This is a genomic window from Streptomyces asiaticus (assembly GCF_018138715.1).
Taxonomy (GTDB): domain Bacteria; phylum Actinomycetota; class Actinomycetes; order Streptomycetales; family Streptomycetaceae; genus Streptomyces; species Streptomyces asiaticus.
On the sequence record NZ_JAGSHX010000006.1, the window covers coordinates 3,840,310 to 3,857,919 of the forward strand.

The 17,610-nt window shown below is 70.9% G+C and carries 14 protein-coding genes; 3 read left to right on the forward strand and 11 right to left on the reverse strand.

Annotated elements, in window-relative coordinates:
- Nucleotides 1–23: 23 nt before the first annotated feature.
- From KHP12_RS23580 to KHP12_RS23630, 11 genes are all read right to left on the reverse strand, one after another.
- On the reverse strand, nt 24–1,307 hold the full coding sequence (locus tag KHP12_RS23580; protein ID WP_086886368.1) for a thymidine phosphorylase: 1,284 nt from the start codon (nt 1,305–1,307) through the stop codon (nt 24–26).
- Nucleotides 1,308–1,396: 89 nt separating this feature from the next.
- A complete protein-coding gene (locus tag KHP12_RS23585; protein ID WP_086886369.1) occupies nt 1,397–1,819 on the reverse strand; it encodes a cytidine deaminase in 423 nt (140 codons plus the stop codon).
- Nucleotides 1,816–3,111, reverse strand: coding sequence for an ABC transporter permease (locus tag KHP12_RS23590; protein ID WP_086886370.1), 1,296 nt, complete (start codon nt 3,109–3,111; stop codon nt 1,816–1,818). The genes KHP12_RS23585 and KHP12_RS23590 overlap by 4 nt, the downstream gene beginning before the upstream one ends.
- A complete protein-coding gene (locus KHP12_RS23595; protein ID WP_086886371.1) occupies nt 3,108–4,235 on the reverse strand; it encodes an ABC transporter permease in 1,128 nt (375 codons plus the stop codon). The genes KHP12_RS23590 and KHP12_RS23595 overlap by 4 nt, the downstream gene beginning before the upstream one ends.
- Entirely contained in the window at nt 4,232–5,878 is a 1,647-nt protein-coding gene (locus tag KHP12_RS23600) for an ABC transporter ATP-binding protein (protein WP_308017054.1), read from the reverse strand. Before KHP12_RS23600 ends, KHP12_RS23595 begins: the two co-directional genes overlap by 4 nt.
- A gap of 127 nt (nt 5,879–6,005) precedes the next feature.
- Nucleotides 6,006–7,040, reverse strand: a complete 1,035-nt coding sequence (locus KHP12_RS23605; protein WP_086883672.1) for a BMP family lipoprotein — start codon at nt 7,038–7,040, stop codon at nt 6,006–6,008.
- A gap of 251 nt (nt 7,041–7,291) precedes the next feature.
- A complete protein-coding gene (locus tag KHP12_RS23610) occupies nt 7,292–8,512 on the reverse strand; it encodes an amidohydrolase (protein WP_086883671.1) in 1,221 nt (406 codons plus the stop codon).
- A 249-nt stretch (nt 8,513–8,761) separates the two neighbouring features.
- Nucleotides 8,762–9,988 (reverse strand): hypothetical protein, encoded by a 1,227-nt coding sequence (locus KHP12_RS23615; RefSeq protein WP_211833682.1) that lies wholly within the window; start codon nt 9,986–9,988, stop codon nt 8,762–8,764.
- A 116-nt stretch (nt 9,989–10,104) separates the two neighbouring features.
- On the reverse strand, nt 10,105–11,043 hold the full coding sequence (locus tag KHP12_RS23620; protein ID WP_086883669.1) for an N-acetylneuraminate synthase family protein: 939 nt from the start codon (nt 11,041–11,043) through the stop codon (nt 10,105–10,107).
- Nucleotides 11,044–12,243 carry an acylneuraminate cytidylyltransferase gene (locus KHP12_RS23625; protein WP_086883668.1) on the reverse strand — a complete coding sequence of 400 codons (1,200 nt, stop codon included), beginning with the start codon at nt 12,241–12,243 and terminating at the stop codon, nt 11,044–11,046.
- Between the two features lie 80 nt (nt 12,244–12,323).
- Nucleotides 12,324–13,685, reverse strand: a complete 1,362-nt coding sequence (locus KHP12_RS23630) for a DUF6716 putative glycosyltransferase (protein ID WP_086883667.1) — start codon at nt 13,683–13,685, stop codon at nt 12,324–12,326.
- A 187-nt stretch (nt 13,686–13,872) separates the two neighbouring features.
- Here KHP12_RS23630 and KHP12_RS23635 point away from each other — a divergent pair, with 187 nt between their 5' ends.
- The 3 genes from KHP12_RS23635 (at nt 13,873) to KHP12_RS23645 (ending at nt 17,581) form a co-directional block, all read left to right on the forward strand.
- Nucleotides 13,873–14,850: a glycosyltransferase family 2 protein gene (locus KHP12_RS23635; protein ID WP_037953487.1), complete on the forward strand. Its 978-nt coding sequence runs from the start codon at nt 13,873–13,875 to the stop codon at nt 14,848–14,850.
- Nucleotides 14,850–16,259 carry a polysialyltransferase family glycosyltransferase gene (locus tag KHP12_RS23640; protein WP_086883666.1) on the forward strand — a complete coding sequence of 470 codons (1,410 nt, stop codon included), beginning with the start codon at nt 14,850–14,852 and terminating at the stop codon, nt 16,257–16,259. Before KHP12_RS23635 ends, KHP12_RS23640 begins: the two co-directional genes overlap by 1 nt.
- 203 nt (nt 16,260–16,462) lie before the next feature.
- Entirely contained in the window at nt 16,463–17,581 is a 1,119-nt protein-coding gene (locus KHP12_RS23645; protein ID WP_372455313.1) for an acyltransferase family protein, read from the forward strand.
- The last annotated feature ends 29 nt before the right edge of the window (nt 17,582–17,610 follow it).

Genomic DNA, 17,610 nt, shown 5'->3' on the forward strand with positions numbered 1-17,610 from the left:
TAGAACGATGCGACCGAAGCAGCTCACCCCTGGGCGATGCGTTCCAGCACGATCGGGTTCGTGGTGAATTCCGTGGTCGCGGGGGCGTAGTCGATCGCGTCGGCCAGGGCTTCCAGGGCGTAGGGGAAGGCCGACGGGGTGTCGGTGTGGAGGGTGAGGAGGGGCTGGCCGGCGGTGATGTGGTCGCCTGGTTTGGCGTGGAGTTCTATGCCCGCGCCCGCCTGCACCGGGTCCTCCTTGCGGGCGCGGCCCGCGCCCAGGCGCCAGGCGGCGAGGCCCACCGCGTAGGCGTCGAGGCGGGTGAGGACGCCGGTCGACTCGGCGTGGAGGACGTGGTGTTCGCGGGCCACCGGGAGCGGGGCGTCCGGATCGCCGCCCTGGGCGGCGATCATGCGGCGCCAGTGGTCCATCGCGGTGCCGTCGGCCAGGGCCTTGGTGGGGTCGGCGTCCTTCAGGCCCGCCGCGTCCAGCATCTCGCGGGCCAGGGCCAGGGTGAGCTCGACGACGTCGGCCGGGCCGCCGCCCGCCAGCACCTCCACGGACTCGCGGACCTCGAGGGCGTTGCCCGCCGTCCGGCCGAGCGGGGTGGACATGTCGGTGAGCAGGGCGGTCGTACGGACGCCGTGGTCAGTGCCGAGGCCGACCATCGTGGTGGCCAGCTCGCGCGCGGAGTCGATGTCCTTCATGAAGGCGCCGGAGCCCACCTTGACGTCCAGGACCAGCGAGCCGGTGCCCTCGGCGATCTTCTTGGACATGATCGAGGAGGCGATGAGCGGGATCGACTCGACCGTGCCGGTGACATCGCGCAGCGCGTACAGCTTCTTGTCGGCGCGGGCCAGCCCCTCGCCCGCCGCGCAGATGACCGAGCCGACATCGCGGAGGACGGCCAGCATGTCGCCATTGGTCAGCTGGGCGCGCCAGCCGGGGATGGACTCCAGCTTGTCCAGGGTGCCGCCGGTGTGGCCCAGGCCGCGGCCGGAGAGCTGCGGTACGGCGGCTCCGCAGGCGGCCACGAGGGGGGCGAGCGGCAGGGTGATCTTGTCGCCGACGCCGCCGGTGGAGTGCTTGTCGGAGGTCGGGCGCGGCAGGGAGGAGAAGTCCATCCGCTCACCGGACGCGATCATCGCGGCGGTCCAGCGGGCGATCTCGGCCCGGTCCATGCCGTTGAGGAAGATCGCCATCGCGAGCGCGGACATCTGCTCGTCCGCCACCTCGCCGCGCGTGTAGGCGTCGATGATCCAGTCGATCTGGGCGTCGGTGAGGCGGGTGCCGTCGCGCTTGGCGCGGATGACGGAGATGGCGTCCATGAGGGCTGTACGGGGCCTTTCGTGTTCGGGGGGCCGCCCGGGCGGGCCGATTCAGGGGACCGACCGGACGGGCCGAGGCGGCGCGGGCGTCAGCCGTGGGCCGCGGCGCGGCGCAGGTCGGCGGGGCCGAAGGCGTCCGGGAGGAGTTCGGCGAGCGGGCGTATGCCCGTGGCGGTGTCGATCTGGAGCTCCGGGCCGCCGTGCTCCCACAGCAGCTGACGGCAGCGGCCGCAGGGCATCAGCACGGTGCCCTCGCGGTCGCAGCAGGTGAAGGCGGTGAGGCGGCCGCCGCCGGAGGCGACGAGGGAGGAGACCAGACCGCATTCGGCGCACAGTGCGACGCCGTACGCGGCGTTCTCCACATTGCAGCCGCTGACCGTGCGGCCGTCGTCGACGAGCGCGGCGGCGCCCACCGGGAAGCCGGAGTAGGGGGCGTAGGCCCGGGACATGGCGTCCCGGGCCTGTACCCGCAACGACTCCCAGTCGGGGGCCGCGGCGGCGGAAGTGCTCATGTGCCCTGTCCCTTCCGGTAGGGCCTGTTGTTCGCCTTGGGCATCCGCAGCCGCTGTGAGGCGAGCCCCATGACCAGCAGGGTCACGATGTACGGCGTGGCGCTGACCAGGTCGTTGGGGACGGTGTCGGTCAGGGCGTACCACAGCAGCAGCGCGACGGCCGCGGCGCCGGACACCGCGCCCGCGACATAACTCTTGCGGACAATCCGCCAGGCCGCCAGCGCGGCGAGGCCGAGCGCGACCAGGAGCAGCAGGGCGTGCACGGTCGCCCCGCCGTTGCGGAGCTGGAGCGCGTCGGAGTAGCCGAAGAGACCGGCGCCCATCGCGAGCCCGCCCGGCCGCCAGTTCCCGAAGAGCATGGCGGCGAGGCCGATGTAGCCGCGGCCGCCGGTCTGGCCCTCGTTGTAGATGTGCGAGCGGACGAGGGCGAGGAAGACGCCGCCGAGCCCGGCGAGACCGCCGGAGATCACCACGGCCGCGTACTTGTAGAGGTAGACGTTGACGCCGAGGGACTCGGCCGCCGTGGGGTTCTCACCGCAGGACCGCAGCCGCAGTCCGAACGAGGTGCGCCACAGGGCGAAGAAGCTGCCCACGACCAGCAGGACGGAGACGATGGTCAGCGCCGAGATGTCGGTGACCAGGCCACCGAGGATGCCCGCGATGTCCGAGACCAGGAACCAGTGGTGGTTCTCCAGGTCGGCGAGCCAGTCGGACAGTCCGGGGACGGTGAACGACTGGATGGGGTCGACCTGCGGGGAGTTCTTCGGGGAGCCGCCGATGTCGGCCAGCGGCTCGAACCAGCGCTTGGCCAGATAGGTGGTGGCGCCGAGGGCGAGGATGTTCATCGCCACACCGGAGATGATGTGGTCCACCCCGAAGGTGACGGTGGCCACCGCGTGGATCAGCCCGCCGACCGCGCCGCCGAGGACGCCGGCGAGCACCCCCACCCAGGGGTTGGTCTGGTAGCCGGCCCAGGCGCCGAAGAAGGTGCCGAGGATCATCATGCCCTCGAGGCCGATGTTGACCACACCCGCCCGCTCGGACCACAGCCCGCCGAGACCCGCGAGACCGATGGGCACGGCCATGGAGAGCGCGGCACCGATCTGCCCGGCGGAGGTGACGCGGTCGAAGTCCGCCTGCTGGGCGGCGTCGACGAGCGCCCGCAGCACCGACAGCGCGATCAGCGCCCCGGCGACGATCAGCAGCACCTTGCCCAGGGACATCCGGGAGGCGGGACCGTTCCCCTTGCCCGGCGTGCTCGTGCTCTTGGTGGTGGTCACCGTGGCACTCATGCCGGCACCTCCTGCTTGTCCGTACCCTTGTCGGCCCTGGCCTGGGCGGCGAGCTCCGCGCCCACCCTCTGCTGCTGGCGCTTGAGCCCGTAGCGGCGCACCAGTTCGTACGCGATGACGACACACAGGACGATCACGCCCTGCATCACGCCGACGATCTCCTTGTCGTAGCCCTCGAACTCCAGGCGGTTGGCGCCGCGCTCGAGGAAGCCCCACAGCACGGCGGCCAGGCCGATGCCGACCGGGTTGTTGCGGCCGAGCAGCGCGATGGCGATACCGGTGAAGCCGATGCCGGTGGGGAAGTCGGAGGTGAACTGGTGGGTGTCGTTGAGCAGGGTCGGCATGCCGATCAGACCGGCCATCGCGCCCGAGAGCAGCATGCTGGTGAGCACCATGCGCTTGACGTTGACGCCGCTGGCCTGCGCGGCGGACTCGGAGCGGCCCACCGCGCGCAGGTCGAAGCCGAACCGGGTGCGGCCGAGCAGGAACCAGAAGCCGGCGCCCGCGAGCGCCGCGACCACGATGAAGCCCCAGATGGGGTCGAGGTCGCCGCCCGCCGGGATGGTGAAGAAGTGGCTGGAGGACGGCAGCGGGTCGGTGGCCACGATGTTGGTCTGCTTGTCGAGGTCGGCCAGCCGCCCGTCCACCAGCAGATAGCTGATGACGATGCCCGAGAGGGAGTTCAGCATGATGGTGCTGATCACCTCGCTGACGCCCCGGTAGACCTTCAGCAGACCGGCGATGGACGCCCACATGGCGCCGACGAGCATGCCGACCAGCAGGATCAGCGGGATCTGCACCAGCCCGGGAAGCTTCAGCGCCCCGCCGACGACGGCGGCGAAGAAGGCGGCGAGCCGGTACTGGCCGTCGACGCCGATGTTGAAGAGGTTCATCCGGAAGCCGATGGCCACCGCGAGCCCCGCCAGGTAGTACGTGGTCGCCTTGTTGAGGATGTAGACCTGGCTGTCGGCCTTCACGCCGTAGTCGAACATGATGCCGAAGGCGTTGAACGGCTCCTTGCCGGTCGCCAGCAGCACCAGCGCGGTCACCACGAACGCGGCGGCGAGCGCCAGCACCGGGGCCGCGACCGCGAGCAGCACCCGCTCCTTGTCCAGCTTCTTCATCGGTCCTCTCCCCCGGTCGCGGTTCCGGCCTCGGCCTCGTTGCCAGGGGCGGCCTCGGTCCCGTCGTCCGCCGGGCCCTCCAGATGGCCGGAGGCGGCGCCGGTCATGGCCGAGCCCAGCTCCTCCGGGGTGATCGTGGCGGGGTCGGCGTCGGCGACCAGCCGGCCGCGGTACATCACCCGCAGGGTGTCGGACAGGCCGATCAGCTCGTCCAGGTCGGCCGAGATCAGCAGCACGGCCAGGCCGTCCCGGCGCGCGGCGCGGATCTGGTCCCAGATCTGCGCCTGGGCGCCCACGTCCACACCCCGGGTGGGGTGCGCGGCGATCAGCAGCTTGGGGTGGTGGCTCATCTCCCGGCCGACGATCAGCTTCTGCTGGTTGCCGCCGGACAGCGAGGCCGCGGTGACCTCGATCCCCGGCGTACGCACGTCGTACTCGGCGACGATCCGCTCGGTGTCCCGCCGGGCGGCGGCCGGGTTCAGCAGCCCGGCCTTGCTGTTGGGCTCCTCGGTGACATGGCCGAGGATGCGGTTCTCCCACAGCGGCGCTTCCAGCAGCAGCCCGTGCCGGTGGCGGTCCTCGGGGATGTAACCGATGCCGTCCTCGCGCCGCTTGCGGGTGGGCGCGTGGGAGATGTCGGCGCCGTCCAGGGTGATGGTGCCGGCGTCGGGGTCGCGCATGCCCATGATGGCCTCGACCAGTTCGGCCTGGCCGTTGCCCTCCACACCGGCGATGCCGAGGACTTCGCCCTTGCGGATGGTGAGGTCGATGTCGTCGAGCACGGCCCGCTCGACCCCGTCCACATCGGTGGCGGTCAGCCGCAGCCCGTCCACGACGAGCATGTCGGTGTCGGTGACGGTGGATTCGCGGGTCTCGGGCGAGGGCAGCTCGCTGCCGACCATCAGCTCGGCCAGCTGCCGGGGGCTGGTCTCGGACGGTACGACGGAGGCGACCGTGGTGCCGCGCCGGATGACGGTGATGTCATCGGCCACGGACAGCACCTCGCCCAGCTTGTGCGAGATGAACAGCACCGTCAGGCCCTCGGACTTGAGCTCGCGGAGGTTGTCGAAGAGCGCGTCGACCTCCTGCGGGACGAGCACGGCGGTCGGCTCGTCGAGGATCAGCGTCCGGGCGCCCCGGTAGAGGACCTTGAGGATCTCCACCCGCTGACGGTCCGCCACGCCCAGGTCCTCGACCAGGACATCGGGGCGGACACCCAGCCCGTAGGCGTCGGAGATCTCCTTGATCCGGGCCCGCGCCCTGCCGGCGATGCCGTGCAGCTTCTCGGCGCCGAGGACCACGTTCTCCAGCACGGTGAAGTTGTCGGCGAGCATGAAGTGCTGGTGCACCATGCCCACACCGCGGGATATGGCATCCGCCGGGGAGTGCAGTTCCACCGTCTCGCCGTCGATCGCGATGGTGCCCTCGTCCGGGCGCTGCATCCCGTAGAGGATCTTCATCAGGGTCGACTTGCCCGCGCCGTTCTCGCCCACGAGGGCGTGCACGGTGCCGCGGCGCACGGTGATGTCGATGTCGTGGTTGGCGACGACTCCGGGGAACCGCTTGGTGATTCCGTGGAGTTCCACGGCGACGTCGGTGACGGCACCGGCGGGAGCGCCCTTGGGTGGGCTGGCGGCTTTGATGGCGCACTCCTGAGGGGCGGAGGGGGTGGGGCTGGCCGGGGGCCGGACCGGCCGGGGTACGCCACGGACCCGGGCGGACCCGGGGCGGATGCCCGGGGGTCTCGTCGCGGGTCCGTGGCGCGAGGGGTCAGTCCTTGTAGGTGTCCTGGACCTTGATCTGACCGTCGATGATCTTCTTCTTGGCCGCCTCGATCTTCGGCTTGATGTCGTTGATGAAGCCGCCCGAGTAGGAGAGGGAGACGCCGCCGCGCTTGAGGTCGTAGGTCTGGACGCCGCTCTCGGGCTTCTTGTCCTTCACGACGCTCTTGATGAAGTCGTAGACCGAACCGTCCACGGTCTTGACCATGGAGGTCAGGATCGCGTTCTTGTACTGGGCGAGGCCCTTGTCGTAGTACTGGTCGCCGTCGACGCCGATCGACCAGGTGCCCTTCTTGCCGGCGGTCGCCTCGATGGCGCCCGCGCCGGAGCCGCCGGCCGCGGAGAAGATCACGTCGACCTTGTTGGAGAGCATGCCCTCGGCGATGTCCTTGCCGCGGTCCGGCATGCCGAAGCCCTTGGGCGAACCGACCTGCACCCACTGGACGTCCAGCGACGCCTTGGGGTTGGTGTCCTTCAGGCCCTGCTGGAAGCCGCCCGCGAACTTCTTGATCAGCGCGCTGTCGGTACCGCCGATGAAGCCGACCTTGTTGGACTTGGTCTTCAGCCCCGCCGCCACACCGGCGAGGTAGGAGCCCTCGTGCTCGGCGGAGACCAGGCTGGCCACGTTCTTGGCGTCGACGACCGAGTCGACGATGGCGAAGTCGGTGTCCTTGTACTTCTTGGCGGCCTTGGTGAGCGAGGGGGTCCACGCGTAGCCGACGCCCACGACGGGGTTGTAGCCCGCCTCGGCGAGGCTCGCCAGCTTGTCGTAGCGGTCGGCGTCCGTGTCGCCGTCCTTCGCCGTCAGCTCCTTGCCCTTGACGTCGAAGTCCTTCAGGGCCTTGTCGTAGCCTTTGGCGGCGGAGTCGTTGAAGGAGTGGTCGCCGCGGCCGCCCACGTCGTAGGCGAGGCCGATACCGGCGTTCTTGCTTCCCTCTTCGGAACTGCTGCCACACGCGGTGACGGAGAATGCGAGAGCCGCGGTGGCAATGCCCGCGACAGCTATCGTGGATACCCGGCGCACGAGGGTCCCCTCTGATGATCTCGAAGCGCCCCTTGCGGCGCTGGCTCCGCCGCATCGTAACGCGCGTAGATGCCAGATAAAGCCCCCCTCGGAAGCCGTTATCGGATCGTCGCGAACCTCTCGTGTCCGCGAGCGGTACCGGCGGTGACGAAGGGGTGATCGCGCCGCGCGCCAAGGGAAGCGCGCGGCGCCGCGACCATCGCATCTACGGGTTCCGGCCCGCCCGGTCTACGCGTTCCGGCCGTTTGGATCTACGCGTTCCGCTCCAGCAGGACGGCGGCCGTGAACAGCTCCACGCCCACCGCGATCGCGCCCTCGTCCACGTCGAAGTCGCCCGCGTGGAGGTCGCGCCGGGTGGTGTCGCCGACCTTGCGGACGCCGAGGCGGGCCATCGCGCCGGGCACCCGCTCCAGGTACCAGGAGAAGTCCTCGCCGCCCAGGGACTGCTCGGTGCCCTCGACCGCGTCCGCGCCCCGGCGGGCGATCATCGCGTCCCGCAGCAGTTCGGCGGAGCTCGCCTCGTTGACCACCGGCGGGACCCCGCGGATGTAGTTGATCTCCGACTTGGCGCGGTGCAGGGTGGCGATCTCGTCCACCGCGGCATGGACCAGGTCCGGGGCCTCCCGCCAGGCGGGCAGGTCCAGGCAGCGGACCGTGGCGGACAGCTCGGCGTGCTGCGGGATCACATTGCAGGCGTGGCCCGACTCCACCCGGCCCCAGGTGACGGCCAGACCCGAGCGGGCGTCCACCCGGCGGGCCAGCAGCGCGGGCACCTCGGTGATCACCTTGGCGACGGCGGTCACCAGGTCGGTGGTCAGATGGGGGCGCGCGGTGTGGCCGCCCGGCCCGTCCAGCGAGACCTCCAGCCGGTCGCAGGCCGAGGTGATCGGCCCGACCCGCAGCCCGATCCGGCCGACCTCGACCTTCGGGTCGCAGTGCAGGGCCAGGATCCGGCCCACGCCGTCCAGCACGCCCGCCTCGATCGCGTCGGCCGCGCCGCCGGGCAGCACCTCCTCGGCGGGCTGGAACAGCAGCCGCACCGGGCGCGCCAGCCGCCCCTCACGGGCCAGCTCGGCGAGGACCAGACCGGCGCCGAGCACCACGGTGGTGTGCACATCGTGGCCGCAGGCGTGGGCGCGGTCGGCGACGGTCGAGCGGTAGTCCACCGTCTTGGTGTCGGGGATGGGCAGCCCGTCGATGTCCGCGCGCAGCGCCAGCAGGGGCGCTACGCCGTCGCGCGGGCCGATGTCACAGATGAGACCGGTGCCGGAGGGCAGCACCCGAGGCTCGAGTCCCGCCTGCTCCAGCCGCGCCTTGATCGCGGCGGTGGTGCGGAACTCGCAGTTGCCGAGCTCGGGGTGCATGTGCAAGTCGCGCCGGAAGGCAATGAGTTCGGCACGCAGTTCGTCCGGGAGCGTGCCGGGCAGCGCGGGCGCGTCGGCGGGTGTGACATCGGTCGCATCGAGGGACATCAATTGCTTCACCTGAAGAAGCGTAGAACGCCAGGTGGGTCCACCGAATGTCGATCAACAAAAATTCAATCTGTTCGGGTACGCAAAAGTACCCGCCCCGCTGCATGATCTTCCTAGTCAGAGGGTATAACAGCCGGTTTCCCGATCGGCCGCGGGTGAGATGTGCCACACGGCCGTACGGGCGACGAGCTCAGAACCTGAGACGCCTCAGGACGCCCCGACCGGTCTCAGGACGCCGCGTGACCGGTCTCAGGACGCCGCGACCGGTGCCGCGGGCGGTCCTGGGTTCGCAGGCGGGGCCGCCTCCCGCTGCGGGGCCGCCTCCCGCTGCGGGACCGAGTCCCTGGGCGGGGCCGCGTCCCTCGGCGGGGGTGACCCCGCCTGCGGCCCCGAGCCCAGCCGGCGCACATCGCGCGCCGTCCCGGTGACCCCGGACAGGAAGCCCTGGGCGCGCGGGGAGGCGTCCCTGGTCAGCCAGGCGGGATCCACATCGCAGACCGCGACCTGAACGCCGGTGCCCACGAGCGCGAGCGGCAGGGTGTGCACCACGGTCGAGGGGAAGCTCACGATCGTGTGACCGATGGGGCCGCGGCGGGCTATCAGCTCGAGCGGCAGATCGGGCCGTACGATCTCCAGACCCACCTCGGCCGAGACCCGGTGCAGCTTCTCGGCGCTCTCCCGGCGGTGGGCGAAGTAGCGGGTGGCGCCATGGGCGCGGGCCAGCGAGCCAACCGCTTCCAGATAGCGCTCCAGGTCCACCACGCCCGTCTCGACCAGGGACGTGCCCACCAGGTCGGTGCCCCCGGTGAGCCGGGGCGGGCCGAACCTGGCGCGGGTCCAGGCGAAGTCGTTGGCGGTGATGGTGACCCCGGCGGGCGGCTCCACCGGCATCGAGCTGAAGACCTCGACCCGGCGCCTGGTGCCCGGGGTGAGCCGGCGGCGCGCGGTGGCGGAGACCGGCGCGAACACCATGTCGCGCGGCCCCTTGCTGCCGCGCCGGTGCCAGCGCACCAGGGGCTCGCCCTTCGCCAGCTGGGAGATGAACTCCATGGTGGCCGTGCCGTCGTCCACCACGACCAGGTCCTTGGCCCGGGTGAGGGTCAGCAGCAGCTGGACATAGCGGGAGAACGGATCGCCTATCACGATCCGCCCGGCCCGGCGCAGCGGTCCGCGCAGTCCGGCGATGGTCTTGATCGGCGCACCGGCCCCGCCGCGGGCGTCCTCCCAGCGCACGGCGAAGCCCTCGTCCCGCGCCAGCTCGGCCATCCGGCGCAGCTGGCCGCGGGTCATCGGATCGTGCGGGGAGAGCACCACCACGGTGAGGTCCTGGGGCGCCGTGGCTTCGGGGCCCGCGGCGCGCTGGGCGTCGGCGCGCTGGGCGTCGGCGTACGCCCACTCCAGCACGTTCAGCAGCTGAACCGGGCTCTCGACGAAGGCAAGCGTGGCCGGAGAGGCAAGGGGGGCAGCGGAGACCATCGCACCGTCCAAAGGCAGGGCCCGGAAGCGGTGGGCAGCCCCCGACGAGTCAGGGGTGCCCGCCGCTTCCGGGCAAGGGCCGGGCTCACCGGCCGGTGGATTCACGGCAGAGTGCCTCAGACCGCGGCGGGCTCGCGGTCGGCGGACTCGGACTCGGACTCGGCGACGACGCCCGCGACACGGCGGAGCTTCTTCATCGGGCCGAGCTCGCTCTCGTAGACCTTCTTGACGCCGTCACCGAGGGACTCCTCGATGATGCGGATGTCCCGCACCAGGCGCGTCAGGCCCTGCGGCTCGACCGAGGCGGCCTGGTCCGAGCCCCACATGGCGCGGTCGAGGGTGATGTGACGCTCGACGAACGCGGCACCGAGCGCCACGGCGGCCAGGGTGGTCTGGAGACCGGTCTCGTGGCCGGAGTAGCCGATCGGCACGTTGGGGTACTCGGCCTGGAGCGTGTTGATCACGCGCAGGTTGAGCTCCTCGGCCTTGGCCGGGTACGTGGAGGTGGCGTGGCACAGCAGGATGTTGTCGCTGCCGAGCACCTCCACCGCGTGACGGATCTGCTTGGGGGTGGACATGCCCGTCGACAGGATGATCGTGCGGCCGGTCGCCCGCAGGGCGCGCAGCAGCTCGTCGTCGGTCAGCGAGGCGGAGGCCACCTTGTGCGCCGGGACGTCGAACTTCTCCAGGAAGGCGACGGCCTCGGTGTCCCACGGGGAGGCGAACCAGTCGATGCCGCGCTTGGCGCAGTGCTCGGAGATGGCGCGGTACTCGTCCTCGCCGAACTCCACGCGGTGGCGGTAGTCGATGTAGGTCATCCGGCCCCAGGGGGTGTCACGCTCGATGTCCCACTGGTCGCGGGGGGTGCAGATCTCCGGGGTTCGCTTCTGGAACTTGACCGCGTCACAGCCGGCCTCGGCGGCGACGTCGATCAGCTTGAACGCGTTCTCCAGGTCGCCGTTGTGGTTGATGCCGATCTCACCGGTGACATAGACCGGGTGGCCGGGTCCGGCGGTCTTCGCGCCGAGGGTGCGGAGGCGAGAGTTGGAGCTCACTTAAGACAGTTCCTTTCCGAGAATCCACGAGGCGATCTCGCGGATCGCGCCGTCCCCTCCGGGGGTGGAGGTGACCGCACGTGCAGCGCCGCGCACGACGTCGTGCGCACCTGCGACCGCCACGGGCCAGCCGACGAGGCCGAAGCACGGGAGGTCGTTGACGTCGTTGCCGACGTAGAGCACGCGCTCCGGCGCGATGCCCTGCTCCTCGCACCACTGCTTCAGTGCGAGATCTTTTCGGTCGATGCCATGGAGCACGGGGACCTGGAGTTTGCGGGCCCGTGCGGCGACGACCGGGTTCTTTTCCGTGGACAGGATCAGCAGCGCCAGCTCAGCGCGGCGCAGGGCGGCGATCCCGAGCCCGTCGCCGCGGTGCACGGCCACGAGTTCGCGTCCATCGGAGTCGACGAGCACCCTGTCGTCGGTCTGGGTGCCGTCGAAGTCGAGTACCACCGCGTCGATGTCGTCGCGGGTGGGGAGGGCGCCCGGCCGCTCGGCGTCGAACAGCGGGGCGAGCGCGCGGGCGCGGGCCAGATCGTGCGGATCGTCGATCTCCAGCACCCGGGCGGGGTCGGTGCGCACCAGGTCGGTACGGCCGAAGAAGCGGTGCCCGGCCTCGCGGAAGCCGCGCGCGTCCATCGCGTAGGCGGCGCCGGTCTCCAGGAAGTCCTGGGGGCGGTCCTGGCGGCGCGGGCGGTACGACTTGTCGTGGTTGACCCCGTCGCCGCCGTCCGCCTCGGGGTTCTCGCCCTCGCGCCAGACGAAGCCGTGGAAGGGGGCGACGGTCAGGGCGGTGTCGGCGCCCTTCTCGGCGACCGCCGCGGCCACCCCGTCGATGTCCTCGCTGATGATGAAGGGGCTGGTGCACTGCACCAGGAGCACCACGTCCACGGTGGTGTCGTGCGACGCCTCGTAGGCGTCCATCGCGTGGATCACCGCGGCCTCGCTGGTGGCGGTGTCCCCCGCGATGTCGGTGGGCCGCTGGATGACCACCGCGCCGGCCCCGCGCGCCGCGGCCGCGATGCCGGTGTCGTCGGTGGAGACGACCACGTCCGTCACCAGGCGGCTCGCCCGGCACTCCATGACCGCGCGGGCGACCAGCGGCACACCGCCGACGGCGGCGAGGTTCTTCGCGGGGACGCCCTTCGATCCGCCACGGGCGGGGATCACGGCGAGCACACACGGGCTCGATGCGGTCATGGCGGCTCCTTCAGGGGTTGCAGAGGTGATCGAGGCCGTCCCGGCCTCCTCTTGGTTCGCGTCGCTGTGATGCGCGTCGCTCACAGCTCCCCCATCCGCCGGATGACGGGAGCCACGCGCTGGACGCCATGGCGATAGGCGCCGCGGGCCGCTTCCCGCATCGTGTTGCGCACCACCCGCCGCAACGCGGAGACCTGCGCCTCGTTCTCGGCGGAGGCCCCGGGGCGTGGTGAGCCGTCCGGCTCGAAGCCGTACCGGGCGAGTCGGCCGGGCAGATAGCCGGGTGCGGTGACGGGGGTGTAGAAGGGGTCCAGCGGCGGCAGGGCCGGTGCGGCGGCCAGCTCGGCCACCCGCTCCCGCGCGGCGTCGAACCAGGTCTCGTACGGCCCGTCGGCGGCCACGCCCTGGCGGCTGAGCCACTCGGCGTCCGGCTCGGGCAGGTGCCCGGCGTCCAGCTGGTCCCAGGAGGCCAGACAGCCGGAGCCGAGGAAGTGGTGGTTGCCGAGCGTCTCCCGCACCCCGAGGTCGGTGAGCACGGCGGTCGGTATGGAGCGGTGCAGCGACTCCAGGGCGGCCGTGGAGCTGACCGTGACCAGCAGGTCCGCGGTGTCCAGGACCTCGCCCATGTTGCCGTAGGCGAGCCGGAAGTTCGCGGGCAGATCGTCGCCGAACTTCGCGATCAGCTTCTGGTAGGGAAGCTCCTCGATGTGGGTGGTGTGCTCGCCCGGCTTGGAGCGCAGCTTGACCACGACCTCGCGGTCCGGGTGGCGGCGCGCGTGCTCCACCGCGCGGCGCAGCAGATAGGTGCGGTCGGCGCGGTTGTCCGGGACGGACGGCTGGACGGCGAAGACGACCGTGCCGCCGGGGTACTCCCGGCCCAGCCGCGCCTTCTCGTCGTAGCGGTCGCCGCCGAGGAAGGGCAGCGCGCACTCCACGACGCTCTCCGCGTCGGCGCCGACGCCCTTGTAGACGTCACGGAAGCGCTCGGCGTCATGGCGCGAGTTGGCCAGCACCACATCGGCGCCGTGGCGCAGCAGCAGCCCGTCGGCCAGCTTCTCGTAGACGACCCCGACATAGCCGGTGACGACCACGGGGCGGCGTTCGGCGCCCTCCCAGGCGTGGCGCAGTCCGTGCAGCATGGCCTGGACGGCGCCGCCGACCAGGGAGAGGACGATCACGTCATAGCGCTCACGGTCCATCGCCCGGACGAATTCCACGCCCGTGACCTCGCGCATCGCGTCGGCGCGCACCCCGACCTCGGTGAGCTGCCGGGCGGTCGGCGTGGCGCGGCCGCGCAGCAGGAAGCCGTCGAGGCGGCGCTCCGAGGCTGAATCCGACCCATCCGGTACGAGGCGATGCGCGGTGAGCGCGCCCCATTTCCACCGGGTGTCGGAGTCGGCGAGCACGGCGACTCGCACAGGGGATTTGGTACGTGAGGACACGTTGGAGACGCTAGGAAGCGTTGTCGATTCACGGCCCAACGCAAGAGCAACAAAGGGTTAACAGAACGTCGACGATTGGAGAATCGGCTGGCTGGAGCGGCGGGTTAACCGTTCCGACGTCTTTCGTTCACCTTTACGTACACCCTAGGTCAAGACGAATGCCGACCGGCGACCTAGCGTCACCCGCGTGGTTAAGCTCTCCGTCATCGTGCCGTTCTACAACGTGCAGACCTATGCCCCCGACACGCTCAGAAGTCTGCGCGCGAACGCGCGCGAGGACTTCGAATTCATTCTCGTCGACGACTGTGCCACCGACGGGACGCCGGAGATCCTGGAGCGGGCAGAACGCGACCTTCCGGGGGCCGTCTACGTACGGCATGAGAAGAACGGTGGGCTGGCCACCGCGCGGAACACCGGCCTGGACAACGCCACGGGGGAGTACATCGCCTTCCTCGACGGCGACGACTGGCTGGCCCCCGGCTACTACGCCCAGCTGCTCGCGGCGATCGAGGACTTGGGGTGCGACTTCGTCCGCACCGACCATGTCCAGTGCACCGCCCGGGCGCGCTCCATCACCCGGGTGCCGCACGGCCGCCGCAATGAGGTGATGAACCCTCGGGACGTGATCCTCCCGGCCGACCGCTCCACCTCCGTCGACTACCCCTACGCCTGGGCGGGCATGTACCACCGCCGCCTGGTCGACGAGGGGCTGCTGCACTTCACCCACGGGCTGCGCACCGCAGAGGACCGGCCCTGGATCTGGCGGCTGCACCGCGAGGCCCGCAGCTTCGCCGTCCTCGGCCTGGCCGGGGTGTTCTACCGGCGCGGGGTCTCCTCCTCGCTCACCCAGATCGGCGATGTGCGGCAGCTGGACTTCATTCGCGCATTCGACCAGGTGATCGAGGAAACCGCGCGGGACCGCGACGCCGACGCCCTGCTGCCGAAGGCCGTCCGCACCTATTGCGCGATCATTTCCCACCACCTCGGCAACATCGAGAGATTCGAACCACAAGTGGCACGCAAACTCCGTTCCATGTCGGCGGCGGCGATGAAACGCATGCCCCAGGACGTATTGAAGGACGCACTGGATTCCATGGACTACGAGCGCGCCGCACGACTGCGGCGAGTCAAGCGCCGGTCCGCGGGGGCGGAGGTGGCGGCCTGATGTCCGCCTACAAGCCCCTGGCGGAGCGCAAGCGCACCCAGATCTTCCTCGCCTCGACCCTCTACGGGGCGGCGACCCTCGCGGCCGCGATCGACGCGGGCAGCGTCGGCCCGGCCGACCGCCGGCTGCTGCTGATCAGCAACAACGCCGCGACACCGGAGACCACCCCGCCGGTGGACGAGATGCCCGGCTTCGAGCGACTGCGCGGCCGCTTCGACCGGGTGCTGTCCTGGAACGAGACGATCTCGCCGTTCCACCCCGGCGGCTGGGCCCCGCGCGTCGACGACGCCCCGCTGTGGGAGCGCCATCTGCGGCTGCTGTGGAACCTCGGCGACGACAAGATCGAGCTGATCCTGGAGTCCATCCAGGTCAACCCGGCGATGGCGGTCGCCAATGTGTTCCAGGGCGCGCCCATCGACGTCTACGCGGACGGGCTGATGAGCTACGGCCCGACCCGCAACAAGCTGGACCCGCTGATCGGCACCCGGATCCGCCGACTGCTCCACCTCGACCTGGTGCCCGGGCTGCGGCCGCTGCTGCTGACCGAGTTCGGCGTCGAGCCGGAGATCCTGCCGACCGAGGTGTTCACCAAGGTGCTCAGCGAGGTGGCCGAGGCCGCCCCGCGCAGCGTCGCCTCCGCCAGCGAGCGGATCGCGGTCGGCAACGGCCCGGCGCTGCTGCTCGGCCAGTACCTGTCCGCGCTGGACATCCTCTCCCCGCAGGAGGAGGAAGAGCTGCATCTGCGGATGCTGCGCGGCGCCGTGGCGCTGGGCCATCGCACCGTCGTCTTCAAGCCGCACCCCACCGCCCCGGCCCGCTGGTCGCGGATGCTGGAGAAGAAGGCCGCCGAGCTGGGCGCGGAGCTGACCGTCATGGACACCCCGGTCCTCGCCGAGGTGCTGTACCAGCGGATGAGCCCGGCCCTGGTCATCGGCTGCTTCTCCACCGCGCTGCTCACCGCCGACGTCTTCTACGGGCTGCCGGTGGCCCGGATCGGCACCGACACGCTGCTGGAGCGGCTCACCCCGTACCAGAACAGCAACCGCGTGCCGGTGACGATCGTGGACGCGCTGCTGCCCGACCTCGAGAACCACAAGGCGGTGGCCGCCGCCCAGCCGGTGGACGAGCGGGCGGGCAAGCGGCTGACCGGGCTGGTCACCGCGGTCGGCTTCTGCATGCAGGCCAAGATCTACCCGGATCTGCGGCCCGCGGCCGAGCGCTATCTGGCCGCCCACCTGGACAACAACACCTGGCGCTACTTCAAGAAGCGCCGGCTGACCGCGCTCGCCCTGCCCGGGGCGGTGCCCTCGCAGCTGGCGTTCATCCCGCGCAATGAGACGGTGCGCAGGGTGGCGCGCCGGGCCCGGGCCCTGAAGCGGGCCGCCCTCAAGCGGACGGTCACCGGATGAGCGCGCCGCCGACCCCCGACGCCGGGCCGATATCCCACGCGGACGCCGGACCGATATCCGGCTCGGACGCCGGGCCGATATCGGACCCGGACGCAGGACCGATATCCGGCTCGGACGCAGGACCGATATCGGACCCGGACGCAGGACCGATATCCAACGCGGCGGCGACGGCTCCCACGCCGACGCCGCCGCGCGCCCCCGACATGGCCCTGGAGCGATCCGCCGAACGCACCGCCAAGGCGGCAGCGCGCGGCGGAGGCCGTCCTCAGGTGCGGCTGCGGGCGCTGGACGGGCTGCGCCTGCTCGCCGCGCTCATGGTGGCCGCGTACCACTACGGCGGCCGCGACGGTGAGATAACCCGGGCGTGGGGCTCCTCGCCCCGCGCCCAGTTCCCCACCCTCTCCAGCTACTTCGCCTACGGCTGTCTGGGCGTCCAGATCTTCTTCGTCATCAGCGGCTTCGTCATCTGCATGAGCGGATGGGGACGGCCGCTGCGCTCGTTCTTCGCCTCCCGCGTCTCCCGCCTCTACCCCGCCTACTGGGTCGCGATCATCCTGGTGACCGGCGTCTTCGCGCTGCCCTGGGTCGCCTACAAGGCGGTGTCGCCCAGCGACGCGCTGGTCAACCTCACCATGCTCCAGCAGCCGCTCGGCGTGGACCGGGTGCTGGGCGTGTGCTGGACGCTCTGGGCGGAGCTGCGCTTCTACGCCCTCTTCGCGCTGTTCGTGGTGCTCCCGGGCGCGACCCGGCACCGCGTGGTGCTCTTCTGCGCCGTCTGGACGCTGGGCTCTGCGTTCGCCGAGGCGTCGGGCCTGCCGCTGCTGAACGTGGTCCTGATGCCGGAGTACTCCTCGTACTTCATCGGCGGCATGGGCATCTATCTGCTCCACCGCTTCGGCCATGACGCCCTGGCCTGGGGCATCATCGGAATCAGCTTCCTGATCGGCCAGCACTACGCGATCCGTGAGCTGTGGCATCCGGCCAACATCGACGCCTTCTCCTACCGGTCGGCCACCGGCATCATCGCCGTGGTCGCCTTCGGCTATGTGGCGGTCACGCTGATCGCGCTGGGCAAGCTGAACTGGGCCAACTGGCGCTGGCTGACCGTGGCGGGCGCCCTGACCTACCCGTTCTACCTGGTCCATGAGCATCTGGGCTGGGTGGTCGTCTGGGTGCTCCACCAGAAGCTGGGCATCCCCTCCTACGGGACGTTCGCGCTGACGGTGCTGGTGATGCTGGGCCTCGCCTGGCTGCTGTACCGGTTTATCGAGCAGCGGTTCACGCCGATGATCAAGCGCTCGCTGAGTACGGCCCGGCTGTAGGGGTTCGCGCTCTCAGCGCTCCAGGGCTC